Origin of the sequence: Geodermatophilus marinus (assembly GCF_003428645.1) — a bacterium.
Taxonomy (GTDB): Bacteria; Actinomycetota; Actinomycetes; order Mycobacteriales; family Geodermatophilaceae; genus Geodermatophilus.
Genome location: NZ_QVQH01000061.1, coordinates 1 through 2,176 on the forward strand (window position 1 = coordinate 1; position 2,176 = coordinate 2,176).

2 protein-coding genes are annotated in these 2,176 nt (G+C 72.3%); both read left to right on the forward strand.

Features of this window, described 5'->3' with window-relative positions; genetic code table 11:
- Window positions 1–93: 93 nt before the first annotated feature.
- Window positions 94–1,344 carry an IS21 family transposase gene (gene istA, locus D0Z06_RS24985; RefSeq protein WP_117380241.1) on the forward strand — a complete coding sequence of 417 codons (1,251 nt, stop codon included), beginning with the start codon at window positions 94–96 and terminating at the stop codon, window positions 1,342–1,344.
- On the forward strand, window positions 1,341–2,117 hold the full coding sequence (gene istB / locus D0Z06_RS24990; protein ID WP_117380242.1) for an IS21-like element helper ATPase IstB: 777 nt from the start codon (window positions 1,341–1,343) through the stop codon (window positions 2,115–2,117). Before istA ends, istB begins: the two co-directional genes overlap by 4 nt.
- Window positions 2,118–2,176: the final 59 nt, after the last annotated feature.

The following is a 2,176-nucleotide window of genomic DNA, read 5'->3' on the forward strand; positions in this document are numbered from 1 at the left end:
TGTCGACGACGCCTGAAAACTGACCCCCTCGCGACGGTCGAAAGTTGACCCCCTCCCGAGACCCTGGCTCGAGCCGAGCCGGGGAGGGACGAGGTGCTGGCAGTGGAGGACTGGGCGGAGATCCGCCGTCTGCATCGGGCCGAAGGGTTGCCGATCAAGCAGATCGCGCGGGTGCTGGGCGTCTCGCGGAACACGGTGCGAACGGCGCTGCGGGCCGACGGGCCGCCGAAGTACGAGCGGGTCGGTCAGGGGTCGATCGTCGATGAGGTCGAGCCGCGGATCCGGGAGCTGCTGCAGGCGTTCCCGACGATGCCGGCGACGGTGATCGCCGAGCGGATCGGCTGGACCCGGTCGATGACCGTGCTGAAGAAGCGGGTGGCCGAACTGCGCCCGGTCTACCTGCCGCCCGATCCGGCGTCGCGCACGCAGTACGTGGCCGGCGAGATCGCCCAGTTCGACCTGTGGTTCCCGCCGATCACGCTGCCGGTCGGGCACGGCCAGAGCCGCACCGCCAAGCAGTTGCCGGTACTGACGATGGTCTGTGGCTACTCCCGGTGGGCGGCCGCGGTGCTCATCCCGTCCCGGACGGCGGAGGACCTGCTGGCCGGCTGGTGGCAGCTGCTCGCCGGCCTCGGGGCGGTGCCCCGGGTGCTGGTCTGGGACGGTGAGGGCGCGGTCGGCCGCTGGCGCGGTGGCCGCAGTGAGCTCACCGCCGAGTGCCAGGGCTTCCGCGGCACCCTGGCGACTCGGGTGCTGATCTGCCGGCCGGCCGATCCCGAAGCCAAGGGCCTCATCGAGCGGCTGCACGACTACCTCGAGCGCTCCTTCCTGCCCGGGCGCACGTTCACCGGCCCGGCCGACTTCAACGCCCAGATCTCGGCCTGGCTCGGTCTGGTCAACACCCGAGTGCGGCGGGCACTGGGCTGCGCGCCGACCGACCGGATCGCCGCCGACCGGGAGCGGATGCTCACCCTGCCTCCGGTCGCCCCGGCCACCGGCTGGCGCTGCACGACGCGGCTGGCCCGCGACCACTACGTGCGGCTGGACGGCAACGACTACTCCGTGCACCCGGCGGTGATCGGCCGCCGCATCGAGGTCGTCGCCGACCTGGCAGGGGTGCGTGTGCTCTACGACGGCCGGGTCGTCGCCGACCACGAACGAGCCTGGGCCCGCCACCAGACGATCTCCGCCGACGAACACGTCGCCGCAGCGCGGGCGCTGCGCGCCGAGCGGGTCGGGCTGCTCCGTCCGGCGCCACCGGCCGGCGAGGTGGAGATCCGCTCCTTGAGCGACTACGACACCGCCCTGGGCCTCACCGACGAGGCCGGCGGAGGCGTGGCATGAGCCGGGACCTGGTGGCCGAGGTGGCGTTCTTGACCCGCGCGCTGAAGGCGCCCACGCTGCGCGAGGCGGTGGGTCGGCTGGCCCAGCGGGCCCGGGAGCAGTCCTGGTCGCACGAGGAGTTCCTGATCGCCTGCCTGCAGCGGGAGGTCTCCGCCCGGGAGTCACACGGCGGTGAGGGGCGGATCCGCGCCGCCCGGTTCCCGGCCCGCAAGAGCCTGGAGGAGTTCGACTTCGACCACGCCCGCGGCCTCAAGCGCGAGCTGATCGCGCACCTGGGCACGCTGGACTTCGTCACCGCCAAGGAGAACGTGCTGCTGCTCGGCCCGCCCGGCACCGGCAAGACCCACCTGGCCACCGGCCTGGCGATCCGGGCCTGCCAGGCCGGTCACCGGGTGCTGTTCGCCACCGCCACCGAGTGGGTCACCCGGCTCGCCGAGGCCCATCACGCCGGCCGGCTCCAGACCGAGCTGCGCCGCTTGGGCCGCTACCCGCTGCTCGTGGTCGACGAGGTGGGCTACGTGCCCTTCGAACCCGAGGCGGCCAACCTGTTCTTCCAGCTGGTCAGCAGCCGCTACGAGCGGGCCTCGCTGATCGTCACCAGCAACAAGCCCTTCGGTCGCTGGGGCGAGGTCTTCGGCGACGAGGTCGTCGCCGCGGCCATGATCGACCGCCTCGTCCACCACGCCGAGGTGATCTCACTCAAGGGCGACAGCTACCGACTCAAGGACCGCGACCTCGGCCGCCCACACGCGGCCGCCACCGAAGACGCATGACCACGAGGGGGTCAACTTTCAGCCGTCGCTAGGGGGTCAACTTTGGGCCGTCGTTGACA

What these genes read in the sequence shown, in the direction of transcription:
- istB (WP_117380242.1), top strand. Translation starts at nt 1,341, where the DNA reads ATGAGCCGGGACCTGGTGGCCGAGGTGGCGTTCTTGACCCGCGCGCTG.